Genomic DNA, 22,776 nt, shown 5'->3' with positions numbered 1-22,776 from the left:
GCCGGCAGAGAAACACGATGCGATTCAGATTCGTTGGACTCGTTGCAACGCTACTTGTGTTCGCGGCGGTCGCGCCCGCCGGCGTCGCCGGCGCGTCTGCCACACAGGACGACTGCTCGTTCCCGCTGACCGTGACCGACGCGACGGGGACCGAGGTTACGATTTCGGAGCGACCCGAGCGGGTGACGACGCTGAACCCCTCGGCGGCGCAGACGATGTGGGCGCTCGACGCCGAATCACAGGTCGTCGGGCGCACGCAGTTCGCCGCCTACCTCGGCGGCGCCGACTCGAAGACGAACGTCTCGGCGGCCGGCGGCTTCGGCGTCAGCGTCGAGAAGGTGGTCGGAACGGAGCCCGACCTCGTGCTCGCACCGAACACGACCCAGCAGTCCACGGTTCGCAAGCTCCGCGAGTCGGGGCTGACGGTGTATCAGTTCCCGATGGCGTCGTCCATCGAGGACGTCGCGGGGAAGACGACGACCATCGGCCGGCTGACGGGCAACTGCGAGGCCGCCGCCCGCACGAACGCCTGGATGGAAGCCAACGTGGAGGCGGCCCGTGAGGCGACCGCCGACAGCGAGGCGCCGAGCGTGCTGTACCCGCTCGGGAGCGGCTACGTCGCCAACACGGACACGTTCATCTCCGCGATGATAGAGGCCAGCGGTGGCACCAACGCCGTCGCCGAGGCGAACGTCTCCCGTGCCTACCCGCAACTCAGCGACGAGGTCATCCTCCGAATATCGCCGGAGGTCATCGTAACGACCGACTCGAACCGGTATCTGCTCGGCGAGGAGCCGTACGCGTCGACCCCGGCGGGCGAGAACAACCGGACCGTCGACGTGGACGTCAACTACCTCAACCAGCCCGCCCCGCTGTCGGTCGTCTACTCGGTGCGGAACCTCACCGCAGGCTTCCACCCCGACGCGGAAGCGGCGTTCGTCGCCAAAAGCGAGGTGCAGGTGGGAACGCCCACCTCCTCGCCGACGGAGTCGACGGCGACTGACACCGCGACGGCCGAGCCGACGGACGCGACCACGCCGACGAGCCAGCCCGGCTTCGGGCTCGCCGCGGCGCTTCTCGCGCTCGTCGGACTCTCGCTGTTCGGCCGGCTCTAGGGCTCGAACACGTCCGCCCGAGCCTCGGTCGCAACGCCGTACTCGGCGTCCGCGACGGACGCGGGCGGCTCGTCCTCCTCGTAGCGCGCGTCGAGTGCCGCCAGCACCGCGTCGCGAACGCAGGCGCGCGCCGCGGCCCCGACGCGGGTCGCGCTCCCCGAGAACTCCCGTGGCTCGCCCGCGGGGTCGCAGGCCACGACCACTGCGTCGCTGGTCGTGCCGGGGTAGCCGACGGCCGACCCGAGCGTCGCGGCCTTCGCCTCCGCCGCGACGGCGACGAGGTTGGCGAGCGCGCCGTCGGCGAGCGCCGCCGTCGTTCCGACGACGAGGTTGACGGTGCCGCCGAGCAGTTCGCCCTCGGGTAGGTCGCCGCCCGCGGGCTCCATCGGGAGCGCCGCCGGGTTCGAGAGCCCGACCGTCGCGTACGCCTCGACCGGCCCCCGGCGTGCCCCGCGGGCGTTCTCGGCGGCCACACCCGTCAGCAGTACGGGGGCGTCGGGGTCGCGTTCGAGGCCGACGCTCGCCAGTCGCCCGTCGACCGCCGCGTCGATGTCGTCGGGTCGCCAGTCCTTCGGCACGGTGAGGCTGTACGCCTCGTCCGCGCGTCGCTTGCCGCCCCGCCAGCCGGTCGAGAGCCACGTCGTCGCCGGCCGCCGGTACCGGAGCACGCCGCCACGGCGTTCAGTCTCGAACATCGAGTGCCTCCAGCAGTCGGTCGTTCGCCTCGCGGTCCTTGACAGCGACGCGGACGTGGGCGTCGAGCCCGCGGAACGTCGTCGCGTCCCGGACCGCGACGCCCCGCTCGCGGGCGCGGTCGACCACCACGTCGACCGACCGTTCGCCAACGTCGAGCAGAAGGAACGGCGCATCGGAGGGGCGGACCGCGAACGCCGGGTCGAGCGCCTCGCGGAGTCGCTCCCGCTCGGTGGCGACGCGCTCGCGCGTCTCGCGGACGAATCCGCGGTCACGCAGACAGTGGGCGCCGACCCGCGCGGCGGCCGTCGAGAGATTCCAGGCCCGCCGCGCCGTCCGCAGGTCGTCGAGTCGGGCGCCCGTCGCAACGGCGTAGCCCGCACGGACGCCGGGCAGGCCGTACAGTTTCGTCATCGAGCGCGCGACGACGACGCCGGACTCGCCGGCCAGCGACGGCAGGTCGGTGTAGCCGAGGAACGCCTCGTCGACCAGCAGTTCCGTCCCGGCGTCCCGGCACCGCTCGGCAAAGGCACGCAGACGGGTGGGGTCGGCCGCCTCCCCTGTAGGGTTGTTTGGGGTGCAGACGACCGCCATCGCGTGCCCGTTCGGGTCGGCATCGAGGACGGCGTCGTGAGCGAGAAACGTCGGGTCGCCACCCTGGAGTTCGACCTCGCGTGCGTACTCGCCGAAACTCGGTGCAGGCAGGAGGACGCTGTCCCCGGGCTCGACCCGGGTAGCGATTGCGAGGCGGATGGCCGCCAGCCCGCCGGGCGTCGGCACCACCTGTTCGGCGGCGCAGTCGACGGCGTCGGCCGCGGCCGCGCGGAACGCGGGGTAGCCGTCGTCGGGGTAGCGTCTGGCCTCCTCGAGCGCGGCCGCGTACACCTCGCGGGTGCCGTCGGGCGTTCGCGGGTTCGTGTTCGCGCTGAAGTCGAGCAGGTCGGGGTCCGTCTCGCCGCCGTGGGGCACCCGCGCCGCGTCGCGGACGGCGTCAGGATTCATGGAACAGGCGTTCGGCCACGGCGGCATCCCGCTTCCGGTTCACGTTGACCGCGAGGCGCGCGTCCCACGACCGCACCAGCGAGTCCTCGCCGGGCGCGACGACGTTGAGGCCGGCGGGCACCCACGCGCGGTCGTAGTCGGGGGCGACGCCCAGTTGTTCCTTCAGCGCCCGCGGGACGACCACCGAGGTCGCGCCGTCGGCGGCATCGAGCACGCGGTCGACGGTCTCGCTCGCGAGTAGCGGCAGGTCCGCGGCGACGGTCACGACCGGCTCGTCGACCTGCTCCAGGGCGACGCCGAGGTCCGCGACGTAGCCGTCGCCGGGCGTCGCGATGCAGGGGAGTTCGCCGCACAGGTGGTCGTGGGTGTCGGGCGCCTGTGGCGAGACGACGGCGTGGACCGTCTCGACCCGGCTCTCGGCGAGGGCCCGCCGGACGGCATCGACCATCGGGACGCCCCCCACCTCGAACAGCGGTTTCTCGACGGCCGCGTCGAGCCGACTCCCGCGGCCGCCACACATCAGGAGAGCGTCCACGCTATCACCCCCGCGTGGAGGCCGACGACCCGCGCGAGTTCGTTGGCCGCGCCGAATGCGTCGCCGTTGACGCCGCCGACGAGCCGACTCGCCCATCGAGCGACGAGAGCGCCCGCCGCGGTGCCCGCCACGAGCGCCGCGGCCGCCGACGGCCACGAGAGGAGTGTCGCGGGCACGGCGACGGCGACCGCCGGCAGGAGGTCGCGGCCCCGCGACCGCTCCGTGAACGCCGACCCGAGCCCCTCGTGGCGGGCGGTGCCGAGACAGGCGACGCCGGCCATCGCCAGTTTGGCGGCCACCTCGCCGGCGACGACGACCGCGACGGCAACCCGGAGGGGGAGCCCCGAGACCGCGAGCATCCCGAGGCCGAGACCGAGGAGGACGACCCCCATCGCGGCGGCGCCGCCGACGCCGAGCGCCGAGTCCTTGAGGACGTCCACTCGCTCGCCGGCGTCGCCGTGGACGACCGCCGCGTCCCCGAGGTCCGCGACGCCGTCGAGGTGCGTGATACCCGTAAGGAGGTAGAGCCATGCGACGACGGCCACCGCGACCGTCGCGGCCGGAACGACGGGTGCGGCGACGAGCGGGACTGCGACGGCCGCGCCGACGAGATAGCCCGCGAGCGGGAACGCCGCCGGAGTCGCCCGGAACGCCGTCCAGGCGTCGCCGTCGTGGCCGACCGGCAGGCGGGTGAGAAAGCCCAGGGCACCGCGGACGGCGCTCACGACCACGCGACCACCCCCGCGAGCAGGTACGCCAGCAGGCCCGCCCGCGCGACGACGGCCACGCCACGCTCGGCCGCCTCGACGTCCGGGAACGGTGCCTCGGCGTTGAGCGTGTACGCGCCCGGCTTCGAGAGCCGGCGGTCGATGGTCGCCGCCAGCGTCGCCATCGGCCACCCCGAGTTCGGCGACGGCGGTGCAGTCGCCCAGTCGCTCGCCCGTCGAAGCGCCCCCGGTGCCAGCGCGGCGACGGCCAACAGGACCGCGGTGACCCGCGCCGGGACGACCATCACGACGTCGTCGAGGCGGGCACTCGCCCAGCCGACGGGCTTCGACCGGTAGCCGAGCATCGAGTCGCAGGTGTTGACGGCCTTGACGGCGACCGCCGCGCCCGCCGCCACCGGGAGCGAGACGAGCGACCCGACGGCGAACGCGAGCAGGGGGGCGACGAGCCCGTCGGCGAGGTTCTCGGCCGCGCTCTCGACGGCGGCGCTCCGTATCTCCGCGGGCGAGAGGGCGCTCGGGTCGCGACCCACGAGCGCGGGGAGTCGGTCGCGGGCCGCCGCCGGGTCCGCCTCGCTCGCCGCGACGACGCCCCGGGCCTCCGCGAGGAGCATTCGGAGACTCGTCGTCGCGAACAGCGCGAGGCCGGCGACCACGGCGGCCGCGGCGAAGCTGTGTCGGAGCGCGACGCCGACCAGCCCTCCAACGGCGGCCCCCGCCGCGAGTGCCAGCGGCACCGCGAGCGTGCCGACCAGCCGCGGCCGCGACCACTCGCGGTCCAGCGGGGCGACGACGCGCCCGAACCACGCGACGGGGTGGAGCCGCGTCGGCGGTTCGCCCACCAGCGCGTCGAGTGCGAGCGCCAGCAGGACCGCGCCGGCGGCGAGGGCGCTCACGCGTCCACCTCCAGGCCGAGGGGGCCGAGGTCGACGTGCTCGGCGACGAGGCGTGCGGCCGCGTCGTACGGGTCGGCTCGGTCCGGGTTCGCCGTGGGTCGCTCGCGTCCCGCGGTGGCGAACACGCCGTCGAGGAACGCATCGCGTGCGGTGGCGTTCTCGAAGAGGCCGTGGAGGTAGGCGCCGAGGACGCTCTCCCGGGCCGCACTCTCCGGGCCGACCGGCCGGGCCACCTCCCCCAGCGGCCGCGTGTCGCCGGCGTGTATCTCGTAGCCCGAGACGGTCCCGCTCGCGCCGGCGAGCGGACCGACACCGTCCAGCGTCCGGGTGACCCGCTCGACGCGTTTCTGCGGCGAGAAGTGCGTCTCTACGGGGAGCAGACCGACGCCCTCGACCGTCTCGGCGTCGCCGGTCCCCTCCTCGCTGGCGCCGCGGAGGCGCTCGCCGAGCATCTGGTAGCCGCCACAGAGGCCGACGACCGGGCCGTCGAACGCCCGGAGGCGGTCGTCGAGACCGGCCTCGCGGACCGCGAGCAGGTCGTCGACGGTGTTTTTCGTGCCCGGGAGCACTATCGCGTCGACGCCGTCGAGCGGCGCGTCGAGCGGCAGGTACGCCACCCTGACGCCCGGTTCGGCCGCGAGCGGGTCGAGGTCGGCGACGTTCGAGACCCGCGGCAGTCGAGGGACGCCGACCGTGACGGTGCGGCCGGGCGGCGCGTCGTCGCCGACGACCGACCGCTCGCCGACGGGCGGGAGCGCGACGCTGTCCTCCTCGGGGAGGCCGGGGTCGTCGTGTGGAACGACGCCGAGGACGGGCACGCCGGTCCGGGCTTCCAACTCCTCGATGGCCGGGTCGAGGAGAGCGGCGTCGCCCCGGAACTTCGTGACGACGACGCCCGCCACGCGCTCCGCGAGGTCGTCGGGCGCGAGTTCGAGCGTGCCGAGGACGCTGGCGAACGCCCCGCCCCGCTCGATGTCCGCGACGAGCACGATGTCGGCGTCCGCGAACCGGGCGGTCTCGACGTTCGCCAGGTCGCGCTCGCGGAGGTTTGGCTCGGCCATCGACCCCGCGCCCTCCGCGATTATCACGTCGTACTCGGCGGCGAGGCGGGCGTGTGCCGCGGCGGCGGCCTCGCGGGCCCGCTCCCAGTGGTCGGCGTAGTAGTCGCCGGCGCCGACGTGGCCGACGGCCTCACCGTCGACGACCAACTGGCTCTCGCTGTCGCCGCGTGGCTTCAGCAGGACCGGGTTGCAGTCCGTCGTCGGGGCGACCCGCGCGGCCCGTGCCTGTACCCACTGAGAGACGCCGATTTCGCCGTCGCCGCCGTCCCGGGCGGGGACCGCCCGCGCGTTGTTGCTCATGTTCTGAGCCTTGAACGGGGCGACGGCGACCCCCCGGTCGGCGAGCAGGCGACACAGCCCCGTCGCGACGGTCGACTTCCCGACGTGGCTCGCGGTACCGGCGACCAACAGCGTCGCCATCAGAACTCGGTGCCCTTGCGGGCGCGCTGGCCGGCGTCGATGGGGTGTTTCTCCTTGCGCACGTTCGTCACGAGGTCGGCGTGGTCGTGGAGGTACGCCGGGTCGGTGTGGCTTCCCGTGAGCACGAGTTCGAGGTTCGGGGGTTTCGACTCGACGAACTCGACCACCTCCGCCGGGGAGACGAGGCCACGGTCGGCGGCGTACAGCAGTTCGTCGCAGACGAGCATATGTATCCCGTCGTCGGCCGGCCCATCGAGCGGCAGGGGCTCGGTCAGGTCCGTGTCCCCGGCGGCCGCGACCAGCGCCTCCGCCCGCTCGAACCCCGCGCGGGCTTCCGTGGCGTGGTCGGCGTCGTCGCTCCCGTCGTTCATCGCGTGCCAGCCGTAGTGGCCGGTGTTCTCGCAGGAGATGCCGGGGACGGCGGCGATGGCGTTGTACTCGCCGCGGGTCGCCTCGACGCTGTCGGCGCCGCCCTTCATGAACTGGAGGACGTGGACGCGGTAGCCGTGGCCTGCCGCTCGGAACGCCATCCCGAGCGCCGCGGTCGTCTTCCCCTTGCCGTCGCCCCAGAACGCCTGTACGAGGCCGAATGCCTCGGGGGCGCTCGCCTCGATGGACTCGGCGTCGGGCGTCACGCCGCGTCCGGGCGGCGTCGGCTCCGGCGGTGCGTCGTCGCTGTCGGTGTCGTCGGTCATGGCTGTGTGTCGGCAGTCGCGAGCAGTCGGTCGTAGACGGCGACGGTGCGGTCCCGGACGTCGGCCATCGGGACGCCGGCGCGGTCCGCAAGCGCCAGCAGGCCGCCCATCCCGACGCCCTCCTTCGCCTCGCCGCGGACGAAGCCGTCGGTCGCTGGATGGTCGTGGCCGTCGAACCCGGGGTCCGTCACCGTGAGCGCGAGGTCGAGGTCGGCCGCGAGCGCCCGCATCTCCGCGGAGGGGTCGCCCGCGACGAACGACGTGGTCGCTAGCTCCAGGGACGCGCCGACGCCGGCGTGGCGAGCAAGCGCCGCCGCGGCCGCCAACTGGGTCCCACCGGCGAGCGTCACCGCCGTTCCCGACGCTGTCGCCCCCTCGGCGAGCCCCGCGACCGCCGCGAGCACCGGGTCGCCCATCAGCCGGACCGCCGCGACGGGGTCGCCGGCGCAGTCGCCGGGTGCGAGTCCGCTGGCGTCCAGGCCGGTCGCGACGACCTCTCGTTTTCGGGCCAGCGGGTTGTCCGGGAGCGACGAGGAGACCGACCGGCGCTCGCCGAGCACGGTCAGCACCCCCAGCGCCGTCGTCGTGCCGCCTGGAATCGTCTCGCCGACGAGCAGTTCGTCGGCCGGGAGCGAGGCGCCGAACTCCCGGGCGGTTTCGAACGTGTCGCGGGCGTCGGCCACCGGCTCGGCATCGCGGACGTCGCCTCCGGGGTCGGCGTCGACGTCGACGGTGGGTGCACCCGTCGGGCGGGCGAGTCCGGCGTCGACGGCGACCGTCTCCACGTCACAGACCGTACCGACCGCGCGGCTGACGACCGCCGGCGTCGGACAGCCGGTTGGGCTGACCGGGACGACCGGCGCCCGTGTGGGTCGTCCGTACGCGACGATTTCGAGGTCGGCACTCGGCGTGTGGGCCATCACTCCCGGGTCGGCGCCCGCCGCGCTGATGCCCGGTATCGTCGCCGTCTCCGTCGTCCCGCCGACGAGCACGGCCGTCGGCGCCGGGGACGTGGGTGGTCGTTCGGCCATCGAATCCTACTGGCGGTACATTAGGACAAGTTACCTTTAATTGGTCGGAGCGGTCTCCGCCGGGAGACCCGGGGTCGTCGACCGGGGGCGACGGCACGGATATCAGTCGTGTGCGGGCCCGCCCCGTCGTAGCCTGTCGGGGGTGAGCGTCCGGGTATCTACGGGTGTCGGTGCAAGGGCGTGTTACTGGGAAGAACGGCCGATGTCGCGGATTCGGTACGAGGGACTTTCGGGCGTTCCGCGGCGGATAATCGGGGCTTCCACACCGGTTGCCGGCGGCTTCCCTGCTGAACGAACGCGCCGGTTTTTGCGCGTCACCGCCGTCAGTCGGTCGACGGAACCGATGACGGACCGACGCACAGCGGTGACGGCCGGGAGTTCGCCACTGGACGACCGTGTCGCCGAAATCGCGCTCCTCGTCGGGTCGCCCCACCGCGTGCGTATCCTGCTGGCGCTGTACGAGCGGGACGGCTGTACGCGTGACGAACTCCGCGAACTCGTCGACGCCTCCCGAACGACCGTCCACCGGAACGTCGACGCGCTGGAGGACCACGGATGGATAACCACCTCCGCCGTCGAGTACGCCATCACGCCCGCCGGAGCCCTCGTCACCGAGGAACTGCGGGACCTCGTCGAGACGGTGGGACTCGCGGCCGAACTCCGGGACGTGTTACGGTGGCTCCCCCGCGAGGAACTCGGATTCGACCTTCGGGCGCTGAGCGACGCCCGCATCACCGTCGGGACGCCGACGGACCCGTACGCACCGATTCGACGGCTCGCCGACCGACTGACGACGGCCTCGGCGGTTCGCGGTCTGTTCCCCGCGGCCAGTCCCGCGACGGTCGACGCGGTCCACTCCCGGGCGACCGACGGCGTCGACTGGAGTATCGTCCTCGGGGCCGCGGTGCGCGAGGCACTCGAGTCGAATCCCGCGTACGCGAGTCGGTTCGAGGACCTCCAGGCGGCTGAGGAACTCGACCTCTACGCCGTGACGGGGAGCGTCCCGTTCTATCTCGGTCTGGTCGACGGCGAGGTGCAACTCGGCATCGTGAACGGTGATGCGGTGATGAAAGCGCTCGTCGAGTCCGAGGCCCCCGCCGTCGAGGCGTGGGCCGACGAGGTGTTCGCCGACTACCGCGCCAGAGCCACCCCGGTGGAGTAGTCGCCCCGAGAGCCACCGTCCGACTGTGCCCACGGCGGCCCCGGACGCACTGCGCACGATGTACGGGGTCTGCACACCGAACGCGAGACACGCTAACAACTCACAGTGTCGAAACTCCCCGCAGAGCCACCCATGTCCTCACACACCCGCGGTCGGCCCGCGTATCGACGAACGGGACGACGAGCAGTTGCCGCGGTGCTCGCCGTAGTTGTCGCCTCAAGCGCGGCGGTCGCGGGCGTCGGCGTCGCCAGCGGGACCACAGGCGTGTCGGCGGGCGACGCGGGGTACCTGGCCGACACGCCTGCGTCGCTGTCGGCCGTCGCCGGCGTCTCGACCGCTGTCGACGGCCCGGGCAGTTCCGGGCCTCCCGCGCTCGCGTCGCCGACGGTCCTGCCCAGGATTCGTTCACCGCCGTCGCTTTCCCGTCAGGCCGGTCGGCGCGACGCGGCGCGGCGGGGAGTCGACGCCGCGGTCGAACTCGTCCAGCAACAGGGCGTCGAGGTGAGCCAACAGCAGATACGGGCGGCGAGAAGCGGAGCGGTCGACGCGGCGGTCCAGCGACAGTCGGCGTCGGTCGAGCAGGTCCAGGGTGCGGCGTTCGGCGGCGCGTACGGCTCGCTGATACAGGCCCAGAGCGTCAGCGTCGAGCAGGTGCAGGCGGCCGTCGGCGGGAGCGTGACGGGGGCGCTGTTCCAGTCTCAGCAGGCGTCGGTCTCGCAGGTGCAGGCCGCGGCGTTCGGCGCGGCCCACGGCACCGTCGCCCAGGCCCAGCGGGTCGACGTGAGACAGTTGCAGTTCGTCGCGGAGGGGGCGGCGTCGGGTGCCGCGTCGGGCGCGAAGAAGCACGGCGTGACGGACGTGCCGAAGATACAGGAAGCCGCACAGGGCGCCGCCTACGGTGCACTCGACGCCAAGGGCGACCGGACGAAGGCCAGAAGCGCCGCCCGTGGCGGCGCGGAGGGGGTGTTGAAGCAGGTACAGGAGGTGAACGTCAAGCAGGTGCAGGTGGCCGCGCTCGGCGCGGCGAAAGGTGCGGTCTCCCAGAGCCAGAAAGCGACGGTGAAGCAGGTGCAGGCGGCCAGTAACGGCGGCGCTCACGGTGCCATCTCCCAGAGCCAGCGAGTGAGCATCGAGCAGATACAGGTCGCGGCCACGGGTGCCGCGTCCGGCGCGGTTTCCCAGAGCCAGCAGGCCTCCGTGACGCAGGTCCAGTCGGCCGCTCGCGGTGCCTGTGAGGGCGTGCTCGGACAGGTGACGCAGGTCCAGATAGTCAACGTCGTCCAGATTCAGGTCGTCGTGCAGGTGGCCGCCGCCGACTCGGTGAAGAAGGCGGTCAAAGACCGCAACCAGAACGCGGGGCAGGTGTACCGCGATTCGCGGGCCAACGGCAAGAGGAAGGTCGTCTCCGCCGACGCCGACCGGGACGGCCTGACCGACGACCAGGAGCGGCTCATCAGCACCGACCCGCGCGACGTCGACACCGACGGCGACGGTCTGAACGACGGCACCGAGGTGCTCGTCGAGTCGACCGACCCTCGCGACCGGGACAGCGACGACGACGGACTCGACGACGGCGAGGAAGTCGAACTCGGAACCGACCCCACGCGGGCCGACACCGATTTCGACGGCATCGACGACGGCGAGGAAGTCGAAGCCGGGAGCGACCCCCTCGACCCGAACGACCCGAACGAGCGCGACCCCGACGAGGACGGACTGACGAACGGCGAGGAGCGGCGCATCGGCACCGACCCGAACGACAACGACACCGACGCCGACGGGGTCGACGACGGCGACGAGGTGAACGTGTACGGGTCGAGCCCGCTGAACTCCGACACCGACGCCGACGGCCTCGCGGACGGCGAGGAGGTCGAGGTGGACACGGACCCGACCGACCCCGACACGGACGACGACGGGCTGACCGACGGCGAGGAGGTCGCACGGGGAACCGACCCGCTGGACCCCGACGACCCCGAGCAACCGGACGCTGACGGCGACGGCCTCAGCGACCGACAGGAACTCGCCATCGGCACCGACCCCAACGACCCCGACACCGACGACGACCGACTGAACGACAGCGTCGATTTCAACCTCGGGACGGACCCGGTCGACGCCGACTCGGACGACGACGGCCTGATAGACGGTGCAGAAGTCGAGAACGGGTCGGACCCGCTCGACATCAACGACCCCGAGACCATCGACCCCGACAACGACGGGCTCTCGACGATGAACGAGAGCGTCATCGGCACCAACTCGACGGACCCCGACACCGACGACGACGGGTTCCTCGACGGCGAGGAGGTCGCGGACGGCACCGATCCACTCGACCCGGACGACCCGCCGCGGCTGACGACGCTGAACGTCAGCGTCGACTGCGAGCGCGTCACCGTGACGAACCCGAACGACGTCCCGGTCGTGCTGAACGTCACCAACGAGGAGTCCCGGAGCCTCGGCGTTGGGCCCGGGGAGAGTCGGCGCGTCGTCTCGGCTTCGGGCAACTACACGCTGTCCGCGGCGACGGGCGACGGGACGACGGTCACGGTCGACGGTGAGACCGAACTGGCCGTCGACGTGGCCGAGTGTCCGACCACGGGCCGGAGCCTCACGGTCGTCCAACAGCGCGACCGGCTCTCGGTGTCGAACCCGAACGACGCGACCGCGAACGTCTCGGTGGCGGGCGAGACGGCGACCGAGACGCTGGACGTGCCGGCCAACGGGACGGAGGCCGTCGAGGACCTCGCGCCCGGCAACTACACGCTCACGGCCGAGACGGACGCGGGCGACCCGCTCGAACTGAACAACGAGACCGAACTGCAGGTGACCGTGGCCGGCGAACCGGCCGCGGAACCGACGCCCGACCTGACGGCGACGGTCGAGAACGACACGCTGACCGTCGAGAACCCCTCGAACGTCTCGGTCGTCGCCAACCTGTCGAACGAGACGACCGTCGTCGCATCGCTGTCGCTCGCGCCCGGCGAGAACGGAACCGTCGATGCGCTTGCACCCGGGAACTACTCGCTGGCGGCGACGACCGAGAACGGCACCGCGGCGACCGTGAACGGCGACCCCGAGTTCGCGTTCACCCTGGGCGCCCCCGGGCCGACGCCGGAACCCGAGGCGGCGAACCTCTCGGCGACGGTCGAGAACGACACGCTGACCGTCGAGAACCCGTCGGCGGAGAGCGTCACGGCGACCCTCTCAAACGAGACGGTCGTCGTCGCGTCGTTCGACGTGCCGCCGAACGGGTCGGAGACGGTCGCGGACCTGCCGCCGGGCAACTACTCGCTCACGGCCGCGAACGGGACCGACGCTCCCGTTCTCGTCAACGGTGACGAGACGTTCGCGTTCTCCGTCGCCGTGACGGACCCCGGACCCACGCAACCGGTCGCGTTCCTGAACGCCTCGCTCGTCAACGACACGCTGACCGTCGAGAACCCGTCGAACGAGTCGGTAACGGCGACTCTCTCGAACGAGACGGCGACCGAGAGCTTCGACGTACTCGGCGGCGAGACGGTCACGCGCACGCTCGCTCCCGGCAACTACACGCTGACCGCGACCAACGAGACGGGCGGGCCGGTCCTCGTCAACGGGAACGAGTCGTTCGCGTTCGCCGTGGCCGGCGAGGGCGAGGAGCCCGAACCCGTGGACGTCGAGGCGACCGTGACGAACGACACGCTCTCGGTGGTGAACCCGTCGAACGAGTCCGTGACCGCGACGCTGTCGAACGACACCGACACCGTCGAGACGCTGTCGGTACCGCCCGCCACCGCCACCGATGTCCAGAACCTCCCGCCCGGGAACTACACGCTCACGGCTGAGACGGACGCCGGCGAGGCCGCGCTCGTCAACGGCGACGAGAGCTTCGCGTTCGCCGTCGCACCCGGTGACGGCGACGGTGATGGCGAACCGACGCCGGAGCCGGTGAACCTGACGGCGACGGTCGAGAACGACACGCTGACCGTCGAGAACCCGGCGAACACGTCGGTGACGGCGACCCTCTCGAACGAGACTGTCACCGAGCAGTTCGGCGTGTCCGCGAACGACTCCGTCTCGCGGTCGCTGGCGCCCGGGAACTACACGCTCACAGCCGAGACGGATACCGGGGCGGTCGCGCTCGTCAACGCCGACGAGACGTTCGCGTTCAGCGTCGCAGAGCCGGCGCCCGAACCGGTGAACCTGACGGCGACGGTGGAGAACGCGACGCTCACGGTGTCGAACCCCTCGGAGACTGGCGTCACGGTGAACGTCACGAACGCGACCGGACCCGTGGTGACGCTCGCGGTCGCCCCGTTCGATTCGGCGTCGGCCACGGGACTCGCGCCCGGGAACTACACGCTCTCGGGCACCGCTGACACCGGTGCCCCCGTGTTCGTCAACGGCTCCGAGACGTTCGTCGTCACCGTCGCGGCCGTCGGGCAGGTCGACACTGACGGTGACGGACTGTCCGACGAACGGGAGGCAGAGGTCGGCACGAACGCGACGCTCGCCGACACCGACGTGGACGGACTGGACGACGGCGCCGAATTCGATGCTGGAACCGACCCGCTGTTCCCCGACAGCGACCGGGACGCGCTGACGGACGGCGAGGAAGTCGACGACGGCACCGACCCGCTCGACCGCGCCGACCCCGGGTTCGAGGACCCGGCACGCTACGGCGCGGACCCCGACGACCCCGGGCGGACGATACACTGGTACAATCCGGCCGACCCCGGCGACGCCGTGGCGGAGCCGGTGCTCGTGGACTCCGAGGCGATAGAGCAGTCGCTCGGCGACGCGGTCAACGATGCCAGGGCCGACGAGGGGCTCGCTCCGCTGGCGTTCAACGACTCCATCGCCTCGGTCGCTCGCGCCCACAGCGCCGCGATGGCGGACGCGGGGGCTCTCGACACGGTGAACGCCGCCGGTGAATCGCCAGCCGACCGGCTCGCGGGTGCATCGTCGGTCCCGGACTGTGCGGGCGGCTACGTCGAGAACGTCGCTACCGTCGACCAGCCGGCGACGAGCGCGGAGGTGGCCGACGCTGTCGTCTCCGAGTGGCTCGCCGACCCGGCCACGGCCGACGTGTTCGCCGAGGGCGGTGACCTCGGAGGCGTCGGCGTCTATCTGACGACCGCGACCGGCATGCTCGAAGTGTGGGTCACGCTGGGCGTCTGTACCGTCGGGACGCCGACGGTGACCGAAACGCCGACGGTGACCGAAACGCCGACGCTGACGGCCACGCCGACGCCGGCCGTCCTCTCGCCCACCCCGAGGCCGCCCACGCTGACTCCGACGCCCACCGACACGGCGACCGCTACGCCGACGCTCACTCCCACGGCGACGCGTTCCCCGACCCGGACGGAATCGCCCACGACGACAGCGACGGCCACGTTCCCGCCCACCGACAGCCTCTCGCCCCCGATAGCGACGGAGACGGACACGCCAACCGCCGGGTTGCTCGGTCTCGATGCCGGCTCCTCGGGCGGACTCGGTGGACTCGGCGTCGTGTCGACGCTCGCGCTGGCGGTGCTTGCGGTCCGTCGTCGCGAGTGAGCGGGCCTGTCGTGTCCCAGTCGGGGCGCGCCGGTATGGGTTATACTTTTGTCACGTTGGGTCGTAGTCCGGAAACCATGCCTCCCCGTACCGGGTCTTCGGTCACCGTCGCCGGGCGCACTCTGAGCGGTCCTGGGACGGTCGTCGGGTTCGCCGTCGTCGTCGCGCTCGTCGGTCTCGGCTTCAGCCAACTGGTCCCGGTCGCGTTCTTCGAGGGGCTGGACGCCCTCGGCGTCTCCCTGCCGTCGCTCGTCGCGCTCGGGGTCCAGCTACTACTCATCGAACTCGTCGGGTTCGGCCTCGCCACGCTGGCGTATCTGCGACTCCGTGGTCTGCCGTTCGACTACGTGAACCTCCGGTGGCCGACGCTCCGTGACGCCGCGTGGATGGTCGGCGGCTCCCTGCTGGTGCTGGTGCTGTACTTCGGGGTCGTGGCGTCGGCGGTGGCGCTCGGTGCACCGCTGGCGCGGAGCGGGCTGAGCGTCGCCGGCGAGGCGAACCCCGACATCCTGCTTCTGGTCGCCGTGCTTTCGTTTCTGCTCGTGGGCCCGATGGAGGAACTGTTCTTCCGCGGCATCGTGCAGGGGACGATGCGGGAGGTGCTGTCCGCGACGCCGGCCGTCGTCGCCGCCTCCACGACGTTCGCGGCTATCCACTACCTCACGCTCGTCGGCCCGCTGGCGGGGAAGCTCGTGGTGCTATCGAGCCTGTTCATTACGTCGCTTGTGCTCGGGTTCGCCTACGAGCGCACCGGGAACCTGCTCGTGAACGCCGTCGTTCACGGCGCGTACAACGCGGTGTTGCTGGTGCTCGCGTACGTCGCGTTCCGCTCGGGACTGGCGTGAGCGGCCGTCACTGGGCCCGCTCGAACTCCAGCACGACGACCGCGCCCCGCGGTTCGTCGTCCTCGATGCGGACGGAGCCGCCGTACCGGTCGACGAGCACGTCGACGAGATAGAGACCGAGCCCCTGGCCGACGCTCTCGGGAGCCTGCTCGCCAGCGTCGAAGTAGGCGGTCTTGCGGTCGTCGTCGATGCCCGGACCGTTGTCGGCGACCCGGACCGTCACCGTCGTCGCGTCCGCTGTCACCGTCACCACCACTTCGGGCGTCTCGCTGTCGTTGTGCTCGACGGCGTTGTTCAGCACGTTCTCGAACACTGCGGGGAGCAGTTCGTCGGCGGTGACCGCCACGTCCGTCTCGATGTCGACCGTGACCGCCGCGTCGGGGTGGGCCTGCCTGAGCGCCCGCGCCTCCGTGCGGAGAACGGTCGTCAGCGACACCGGCATCAGGTCGACTTCGTTGGACACCGACCGGACAAGCGCCCGCACGTTCTCCACGAGGTCGACGATGGTCTCCGCGCGGTCCTCGTTCGCCTCGAGCAACGCCCGCGCGTCCTCGTCGTCGACGGCCCGTTCGAGCCGGTCGGTGTTCGCCATGATGACCTGCATCCCGTTGAGCACGTTGTGTCTGAGCAGTTCGTTGACGAACAACAGCGCGTCCCGCTGGTTGCGCGCCTCCTCTGACTCGACTGTCTCCCGGAGCGTCGAGATGCCGATGAGCAAACCGGCGAGCGCCCCGCCGCCGGCCGCCAGAAGTAGCTCCTGGACGAGCGTCGGGTCCGAGACGTACCGCCCCTGACTCAACTGGACGGTCACCCCGAACGTGACGAGGGTGACGATGCCTGCAAGCCCCACCATCGTCCACAGGCCCGCCCACCAGACGCGGTGTTCTTCGAACGTGGAGGTGGCCAGCCAGTAGCCCGCGTACACGAGCACCAGCGAGAACCCGGCCAGCAACAGCACCTCCAGGGCGTTCAAAAGCAGGACGGCCGGTCCCTGGTCGGCCACGGCACCGAGATACAGCGCCCGAACGACGATGAGATACCACATCGACAGCGCCGCCAGCACGAGGCCGAGGCCGCTGATGAGCCAGGCTGCCCAGTGGCGCTGTCCCACCCAGTCTCTGACCCGACTTGTCCCCCGGAGCGTGTTCACGGTGAGCGACTCACGTGTGCCCTCCCGACACCGGACACCAATACCGTTGCGGTCCTCTCAACCTTCATAGATGTCAAAATAAATATTTGAGTTCCACAAATGTTTATGCTTCGGAGATACCACCCGGTAGTATGCTCACCGACGCGCAGTTCGAACAGTACCAGCGCGAGGGGTACGTCGTGGTCGAGGACCTGCTCGACGGCGAGACGGTCGAGGCCGTGACCGAACGGCTCCGCGAGTACGTCACCGGCGAGCGCGAGGAGACGGAGTTCTCGCGGATGCTCGAACCCGATGCCGATGTGGGGAGCTTCGACGGCGAGGGCGATCCGGTCCGGAAGTTCGAGGGTGTCGCGATGGCCCGCGAGGACGAGGTGTTCGGCGACTTGGCGTTCGACCGCCGCATCGTGGACGTGATACAGCAGTTGCAGGGGCCGAACCTCACACTGCTCCGGAGCGCGGCGATGCTGAAGCCGCCGGGCGTCGGCAGCGCCAAGAAGTTCCACCAGGACGCGGCCTACTACCCCATCCACCCGATGGACCACGTGACGGTGTGGGTCGCTCTCGACGAGGCGACGCCCGAGAACGGCTGTATGCAGGTCGTGCCGGGGGGTCACACCGACGGGCTACTGGGCCACGAGGCACAGGAGTACGACACGGACATCACCATCGCGGAGCGCGATTACACGCCCGAGGACACCGTTTCGCTCCCGATGGAGCCCGGTGACGTGTTGTTCCAGCACTGTCTCGTCCCCCACTACACCGCTCCCAACGACACCGACGACTGGCGCCGGGCGTACATCCTGGCGTACATGCGGAGTCGGTCGCGGTTCACCGACGACGAGCGGCCGGAGTGGGTCGACACGCTCCAGATAGCCGGCGACGAGTTCCCGGGGTGCGTCTGAGATGCTCGACAGCGTCCGCTCGTACGCCTCGCAGATGGGGCCGACGTGGCTCGCGGGCGCCATCGCCGCCGGCCCCGCGACGATGGCGAGTCTCGTCACTGGCGGCGCCACCTTCGGCTACGCACTGCTGTGGATAACCGTGCTGTCGGCGATGCTGGGCGCCACCTCGCAGTATCTGTCGGCGCGACTCGGCCTGCTGACAGAGCGGGGCATCGTCGGCGTCGTCGAGGAGCATCTCGGGACGTGGTGGGCGTGGCTCCTCGTCGCCGACACGGTGCTCGCATCGGGGCTCGCGCAACTGGTCATCATGAAGACGGTCGCGGGCGTCTCCGCGACCATCACTGGCGTCGATGCCCGCGTCTGGGCCGTCGTGTGGGGCCTGTTGCTCGCGGTCGGACTTGCGGGTGGCGGTTACCGCTTGGCGGAACTGGGGGCGAAACTGCTCGTCTCGCTTGTCGTGCTGGCGTTCGTCGCCAGCGTGTTCGTCGTCCCCATCGACCTCGGGGCGGCCGCGGCGGGTCTCGTCCCCCGGATTCCCTCGGGCGTCAGCGGCGCGCTCGTCGCGGCGGGCATCCTCGGCGGCGCGGTCCACATCACCCTGGTGACGATGCAGTCGTACACGATGCGGGCCCGTGGGTGGACCCGCGACGACGAGGGGCTCGCGCGGTTCGACATCGGCGCGTCGATGCTCGGCGCGTTCGGCGTCTACAGTCTCGCCATCTTCCTCGTCGCGGCCGCGGTCCTCCACTCGCCGGGCGTGAACGCCGCCGACCTGACGGCCGTGTCGGCCGCACAGGCGCTGGGTCCGCTGGTCGGCGGCTACGCCAAGTGGCTGTTCCTGTTCGGCCTCGCGGGCGCGGCCGTCACCACGCTCGGAGGCAACACCGTCGTCCCGCCGTACCTCCTGGCTGACAAACTCGGCTGGGACCGGGACGTCTCGGACCCGCGATACAGGGGTGCCATCGTCGCCACCGCACTCCTGGGCATCGGCGGCGTGTTCCTCGGCGGCGCGTTCTTCCAGTTGCTCGTGCTGGTGCTCGCGTTCGGCCTCGTCGGGACGCCGTTCGCACTCGCGCTGGTGCTGTACCTGCTGAACGACCCCGGTGCGGTCCCCGAGACGAACGGCCCGACGGCGAACCTCGCGGGGCTGGTGCTCGTCGGCGTCACCGTCGTCACCGCGGGGTCGTTCCTCCGCGAGCAGGTGGCCGGCGGCATCGACCCCATCACGGGGCTGGTCGTCGTGTTCGCGGCGGTGCTCGCGGCGGCGACGCTGGCGCTTCTGGCGCTGTTCGTCCGCGAGTGGCTGGCGACCGGGCGCCGACAGCACGGCGCCGCCGAGTAGCCATGACCCCGAAGTCCGGCACCACGCTCGTCGTCGGCCCCTCGAACGCCGGCAAGACCCGCTACACGGCCGACGCGCTCGACGAGTGGGTCGCGGCGAACGGTGCCGAGGGCGTCGTCGTGCTGGAGTTCGCCCCCGAACTGGAACGCGACGGGCGACTGCTGGGCGGCCGCCTCACCCGGTTCACGACCGTCCCGGACGCCGCCTTTCACGGCGTCGTCGAGGCCCACGCGCCCCGCGCCGAGAGCGAGACGGCCGAAGGGGCGGTCGAACTCGCCCGAGAGAACGCCCGCAACGCCGAGCGCGTGCTCGAGGCCGCGCCCGCGGAGCCGCGTGCCGTGTTCGTCAACGACGCGACCATCCCGTTGCAGGCGGACGCCTCCCGCACCGAGCGGTTGACCGACTACTGCGACCGAGCGACGGTGGCCGTCCTGAACGCCTTCGAGAGCGAGGAACTCGGGACCGGCGACGCGGTTTCGCGCAACGAGCGGGCGGCGCTGAAGCGGTTGCGCGCCTGGGCCGACCGGGTCGTGGAACTGGAGTAGCGGGTCGCCCCGGCGGAAACGGGGTAGAGTATTATGCCTGTAGCCTCAAGCCGCGTTCATCTGCTGATGAGTGGCTCGGGTGACCCGATTCGGGTGTTACACGTCGACGACGAACCGGGGTTCGCGGAGATGGCCGCCGACATGGTCGAGGAGGTGGAGGGGCGGCTGACCGTGGAGACGGCGACGAGCGGGAGCGAGGCGCTGGACCGACTCGACGACGAGGTCGACTGTGTCGTCTCCGACTACCAAATGCCCGGCATCGACGGCATCGAACTGCTCGAGGCGGTTCGCGACTCGCATCCGGACCTGCCGTTCGTCCTGTTCACCGCCCACGGGAGCGAGTCCATCGCCAGCGACGCCATCGCCGCCGGCGTCACCGATTACCTCCAGAAGGGCGGCGGCCCGGAGCAGTACGAACTCCTGGTCAACCGGGTCACGAACGCTGTCGACCAGTACCGGGCCAGCCAGCGGGCCGCGGCCCTGGAGCGGGTCCGGAAGCTGGTCGGCCGGGTGAACCAGGCGCTCGTTCACGCCACGACTCGCAGGGAGGTCGAGCGTCGCGCCTGCTCGATCATCGCCGACACCGACCCGTACCTGCTGGCGTGGATCGGTGCGTACGACGCCGAGGAGGAGACGGTCGAGCCACGGGCGTCTGACGGTCTCGACGAGACGTACGTCGACGAGATATCCGTCACGGCCGACGAGACGCCGACGGGTGCGGGGCCGACCGGGCAGGCGCTTCGAGCGGGCGAGATAGCCGTGGCACAGAACATCCCCGAGGACGAGGCGTTCGAGCCGTGGCGCGAGGCGGCGCTCGACCGCGGCTACCGCTCGAGCATCGCCATCCCGTTGCGATACGGCGCCACCACCTACGGGGTGTTGAACGTGTACGCCGGCCGCGAAGACGCGTTCGACGGCCGCGAGCGCGAGATGCTGGGTGGGCTGGGAACCGACATCGCGGAGGCGCTCCACCACCGCGACGTCGAACGACAGCTCAGACGCGAGCGCGACCGGTTCCACCATTTCGTCGACGCCATCGAGAACTACGCCATCTTCACGATGGACGCCGACGGCTACGTGACGACCTGGAATCCGGGCGCGGAGGCTATCAAGGGGTACACGGAAGCCGAGATACGCGGCCGCCACTACCGGACGTTCTTCCCCGAGTCGGCCCGCGAGGAAGGGCGGCCCGAGGAACTGCTCGAGCGGGCCGCGACCACCGGGGTGGTCGACGCCGAAGGATGGCGGGTCCGTGCCGACGGGAGCCGCTTCTGGGCCGACATCACGCTCGCCGGACTGTACGACGGGGACGGCGAACTGCGCGGGTACGCGAAGGTGACCGAGGACCTGACCGAGCGCCGCGAGCGCGAACAGCGGCTCCAGCGGCAGAACGAGCGGCTCGAATCGTTCGCCAGCGTCGTCTCCCACGACCTCAGGAACCCGCTCAACGTCGCACAGGGGCGGATTCGGATGGCCCAGGAGGGAGACGACCCCGAGAACCTCGCGGCCGCCGCCGACGCCGTCGACCGCGCGCTGGACCTCATCGACGACCTGCTGACGCTCGCCCGCGAAACCGACCGGACCGGGGACACCGAGCCGGTCGACCTCGGGGACGCGTTCGGGCGAGCGTTCTCGAACGTGGCGACGGGGCCAGCGACCAGCGAGGTCGCGGCCGACCGGACGGTCGTCGCCGATCGGAGCCAGCTCCGGCAACTGCTGGCGAACCTCGTCCGAAACAGCGTGGAGCATACGGACGAGGACGTGACTATCCGGCTCGGAGCGCTCGACGACGGGTTCTACGTGGCCGACGACGGTCCCGGCGTCCCCGAGAACCGACGCGAACAGGTGTTCGAGTTGGGCTACACGACCGCGGAGGAGGGCACCGGTCTCGGTCTCGGCATCGTCCGGAGCATCGCAGAGGCCCACGGCTGGGCGGTGGACCTGACCGACAGCGAGGCCGGCGGCGCACGCTTCGAGTTCCGCGGCGTGTCGGTCGACGACTGAGGCCCGCGAGAACCCGCAGGCGGTTCTGGTATGCGCACCGTTAACGTGAGATGGAATCACAGTAGGAGCATGCAGGCAGCAGTGTTCCGCGGCGAGCGCGACGTTCGGATGGAGGAGGTACCGGACCCCGAAATCGAGGAGTCGACGGACGCAGTGGTCCGAATCACCCACACCGCCGTCTGCGGGTCGGACCTCTGGTTCTACCGCGGGCAACGCGAGTACGAGGAGGGGTGGCGAACTGGCCACGAACCGATGGGTATCGTCGAGGAGGTGGGCGACGACGTGACGAACGTCCGGCCGGGCGACCGGGTGCTCGCGCCGTTCTCCATCAGCTGTGGGGCGTGTGAGTTCTGCCGGAAGGGGCTCCACACCTCCTGTGTGACCGGCGACACGTGGGCGGGCGAACTCGACGGCGCGCAAGCCGAGAAGGTGCGGGCACCCCACGCGAACGGGACGCTCGTGCGCGTCCCCGACCGGTACGCGGACGACGAGGCGGTGCTGGAGGCGCTGATGCCGCTGACGGACGTGATGTGTACGGGCCACCACGCCGCGGTCAGCGCGGGGGTCGAGGCGGGCGACACCGCCGTCGTCGTCGGAGACGGCGCGGTCGGGCTCTGTGGCGTGCTCGCGGCGCGACGCCTCGGCGCCGAGCGAATCATCGCCGTGGGTCACCACGAGGACCGCCTCGACATCGCCCGCGAGTTCGGCGCGACCGCGACCGTGAGCGAACGCGGCGAGGCGGCCGTCGACCGCGTGCGAGAACTCACGTACGGCGGCGCGAATCACGTCCTCGAATGCGTCGGGGCGGAGTCGTCGTTCGAGACGGCGTTCGACGTGGCCCGACCCGGGGGCACCGTCGGCTACGTCGGCGTCCCGGCGGGCGTCGACGAGGCGGCGTTCCTCGGCACGGCGTTCGGGAAGAACGTCTCGCTCGCGGGCGGTATCGCCCCGGTGCGGGCGTACGTCGACGACCTGATGGCCGACGTGGTACAGGGAACGCTCGACCCCTCGCCGGTGTTCACGAAGACGGTCGACCTCGAAGACACGCCGGAGGGGTATCGGGCGATGGACGAACGCGACGCGGTGAAGGTGCTGGTGCGGAACTGACGCCGCCGGTCGGGGGT

The 22,776-nt window shown here is 71.4% G+C and carries 18 protein-coding genes; 9 read left to right on the top strand and 9 right to left on the bottom strand.

The annotated features are described in order from the left end of the window. The first annotated feature begins 17 nt into the window (after nt 1-17). Nucleotides 18-1,115, top strand: a complete 1,098-nt coding sequence (locus NL112_RS18075; protein WP_255150244.1) for a PGF-CTERM-anchored ABC transporter substrate-binding protein — start codon at nt 18-20, stop codon at nt 1,113-1,115. On the opposite strand, the gene NL112_RS18070 is transcribed toward NL112_RS18075, so the two are convergent. From NL112_RS18070 to NL112_RS18035, 8 genes are read right to left on the bottom strand one after another with little or no spacing between them, the layout of a single operon-like run. Beyond that, nucleotides 1,112-1,810, bottom strand: a complete 699-nt coding sequence (locus tag NL112_RS18070) for an adenosylcobinamide amidohydrolase (RefSeq protein WP_255150243.1) — start codon at nt 1,808-1,810, stop codon at nt 1,112-1,114. The two genes, NL112_RS18075 and NL112_RS18070, sit on opposite strands and share 4 nt — an antisense overlap. Beyond that, the gene (gene cobD, locus NL112_RS18065) at nt 1,797-2,810 is read right to left on the bottom strand and encodes a threonine-phosphate decarboxylase CobD (protein WP_255150242.1); all 1,014 of its coding nucleotides are present in this window, start codon (nt 2,808-2,810) and stop codon (nt 1,797-1,799) included. The genes NL112_RS18070 and cobD overlap by 14 nt, the downstream gene beginning before the upstream one ends. Next, nucleotides 2,800-3,330, bottom strand: coding sequence for an NTP transferase domain-containing protein (locus NL112_RS18060; protein WP_255152620.1), 531 nt, complete (start codon nt 3,328-3,330; stop codon nt 2,800-2,802). Before NL112_RS18060 ends, cobD begins: the two co-directional genes overlap by 11 nt. Further along, nucleotides 3,330-4,070 carry an adenosylcobinamide-GDP ribazoletransferase gene (gene cobS / locus NL112_RS18055; protein WP_350356138.1) on the bottom strand — a complete coding sequence of 247 codons (741 nt, stop codon included), beginning with the start codon at nt 4,068-4,070 and terminating at the stop codon, nt 3,330-3,332. Before cobS ends, NL112_RS18060 begins: the two co-directional genes overlap by 1 nt. After that, nucleotides 4,067-4,966 carry an adenosylcobinamide-phosphate synthase CbiB gene (gene cbiB, locus NL112_RS18050; RefSeq protein ID WP_255150240.1) on the bottom strand — a complete coding sequence of 300 codons (900 nt, stop codon included), beginning with the start codon at nt 4,964-4,966 and terminating at the stop codon, nt 4,067-4,069. Before cbiB ends, cobS begins: the two co-directional genes overlap by 4 nt. Further along, a complete protein-coding gene (locus tag NL112_RS18045; RefSeq protein ID WP_350356179.1) occupies nt 4,963-6,450 on the bottom strand; it encodes a cobyric acid synthase in 1,488 nt (495 codons plus the stop codon). The genes cbiB and NL112_RS18045 overlap by 4 nt, the downstream gene beginning before the upstream one ends. Then, nucleotides 6,447-7,142: a cob(I)yrinic acid a,c-diamide adenosyltransferase gene (locus tag NL112_RS18040; RefSeq protein WP_255150238.1), complete on the bottom strand. Its 696-nt coding sequence runs from the start codon at nt 7,140-7,142 to the stop codon at nt 6,447-6,449. The genes NL112_RS18045 and NL112_RS18040 overlap by 4 nt, the downstream gene beginning before the upstream one ends. Continuing rightward, nucleotides 7,139-8,173 carry a nicotinate-nucleotide--dimethylbenzimidazole phosphoribosyltransferase gene (locus tag NL112_RS18035; protein ID WP_255150237.1) on the bottom strand — a complete coding sequence of 345 codons (1,035 nt, stop codon included), beginning with the start codon at nt 8,171-8,173 and terminating at the stop codon, nt 7,139-7,141. The genes NL112_RS18040 and NL112_RS18035 overlap by 4 nt, the downstream gene beginning before the upstream one ends. Before the next feature lie 343 nt (nt 8,174-8,516). Between NL112_RS18035 and NL112_RS18030 the strand changes: the two genes are divergently transcribed. The 3 genes from NL112_RS18030 (at nt 8,517) to NL112_RS18020 (ending at nt 15,709) form a co-directional block, all read left to right on the top strand. Further along, entirely contained in the window at nt 8,517-9,335 is an 819-nt protein-coding gene (locus tag NL112_RS18030) for a helix-turn-helix transcriptional regulator (protein WP_255150236.1), read from the top strand. A gap of 195 nt (nt 9,336-9,530) precedes the next feature. Next, complete coding sequence (locus NL112_RS18025) at nt 9,531-14,864, top strand: CAP domain-containing protein (protein WP_255150235.1); 5,334 nt, start codon at nt 9,531-9,533, stop codon at nt 14,862-14,864. 77 nt (nt 14,865-14,941) lie between these two features. Then, a complete protein-coding gene (locus NL112_RS18020) occupies nt 14,942-15,709 on the top strand; it encodes a CPBP family intramembrane glutamic endopeptidase (protein WP_255150234.1) in 768 nt (255 codons plus the stop codon). Between the two features lie 7 nt (nt 15,710-15,716). On the opposite strand, the gene NL112_RS18015 is transcribed toward NL112_RS18020, so the two are convergent. Then, on the bottom strand, nt 15,717-16,820 hold the full coding sequence (locus NL112_RS18015; RefSeq protein WP_255150233.1) for a sensor histidine kinase: 1,104 nt from the start codon (nt 16,818-16,820) through the stop codon (nt 15,717-15,719). A 170-nt stretch (nt 16,821-16,990) separates the two neighbouring features. Between NL112_RS18015 and NL112_RS18010 the strand changes: the two genes are divergently transcribed. The 5 genes from NL112_RS18010 (at nt 16,991) to NL112_RS17990 (ending at nt 22,759) form a co-directional block, all read left to right on the top strand. Continuing rightward, nucleotides 16,991-17,761, top strand: coding sequence for a phytanoyl-CoA dioxygenase family protein (locus NL112_RS18010; RefSeq protein WP_255150232.1), 771 nt, complete (start codon nt 16,991-16,993; stop codon nt 17,759-17,761). A gap of 1 nt (nt 17,762) precedes the next feature. Then, a complete protein-coding gene (locus tag NL112_RS18005) occupies nt 17,763-19,103 on the top strand; it encodes an NRAMP family divalent metal transporter (protein ID WP_255150231.1) in 1,341 nt (446 codons plus the stop codon). 2 nt (nt 19,104-19,105) lie between these two features. After that, nucleotides 19,106-19,648, top strand: a complete 543-nt coding sequence (locus tag NL112_RS18000) for a hypothetical protein (RefSeq protein WP_255150230.1) — start codon at nt 19,106-19,108, stop codon at nt 19,646-19,648. Between the two features lie 66 nt (nt 19,649-19,714). Beyond that, on the top strand, nt 19,715-21,652 hold the full coding sequence (locus tag NL112_RS17995; protein ID WP_255150229.1) for a response regulator: 1,938 nt from the start codon (nt 19,715-19,717) through the stop codon (nt 21,650-21,652). Nucleotides 21,653-21,721: 69 nt separating this feature from the next. Next, complete coding sequence (locus tag NL112_RS17990; protein ID WP_255150228.1) at nt 21,722-22,759, top strand: zinc-dependent alcohol dehydrogenase family protein; 1,038 nt, start codon at nt 21,722-21,724, stop codon at nt 22,757-22,759. The last annotated feature ends 17 nt before the right edge of the window (nt 22,760-22,776 follow it).

The organism is Halorarius halobius, assembly GCF_024298865.1.
Lineage (GTDB): Archaea > Halobacteriota > Halobacteria > Halobacteriales > Haloarculaceae > Halorarius > Halorarius halobius.
The sequence above is the reverse complement of the archived record's forward strand: the minus strand, read 5'-3'. Positions and strand labels throughout refer to the sequence as shown.